1 protein-coding gene is annotated in these 337 nt (G+C 68.8%); it reads right to left on the bottom strand.

Annotation, left to right across the window (positions count from 1 at the left end):
- The coding region (locus EN850_RS34665) for a hypothetical protein (protein ID WP_210238058.1) at positions 1-181 on the bottom strand (181 nt) is incomplete at its 3' end.
- Between the last annotated feature and the right edge of the window lie 156 nt (positions 182-337).

The following is a 337-nucleotide window of genomic DNA, read 5'->3' as shown; positions in this document are numbered from 1 at the left end:
CGGGCTTTTTCCAGAACGAGGACAGGCGGTCCAGCCAGCCGTCCTCGGCACTGTCCAGCAGGGCCAGGTGGATGCGGTCCAGCTCGGCCAGCGCCGCATGCTGGGCCGGATCGTCCTGCCAGTCACCGCGGGCGACCCCTTCCGCGTACCGCTGCGACGGGGTCAGCTCGGTTGCACTCATGCCGCCGCGCCCAGCCAGTGCTTCACGCCGTGGGTCAGCGCGCCACGCAGGTCGATCAGCTTGCGGTGGAAGAAGTGGCTGGTCTCGGGCATGCGCACCAGCTCATGCGGGAACTCCAGCGTGTCCAGCCACTGATAGACGGCCTGCGGATCGACG

Origin of the sequence: Mesorhizobium sp. M8A.F.Ca.ET.207.01.1.1 (assembly GCF_004794715.1) — a bacterium.
Lineage (GTDB): Bacteria > Pseudomonadota > Alphaproteobacteria > Rhizobiales > Rhizobiaceae > Mesorhizobium.
Note: the sequence above shows the minus strand (reverse complement) of the source record. Positions and strands in the feature narration are given on the sequence as shown.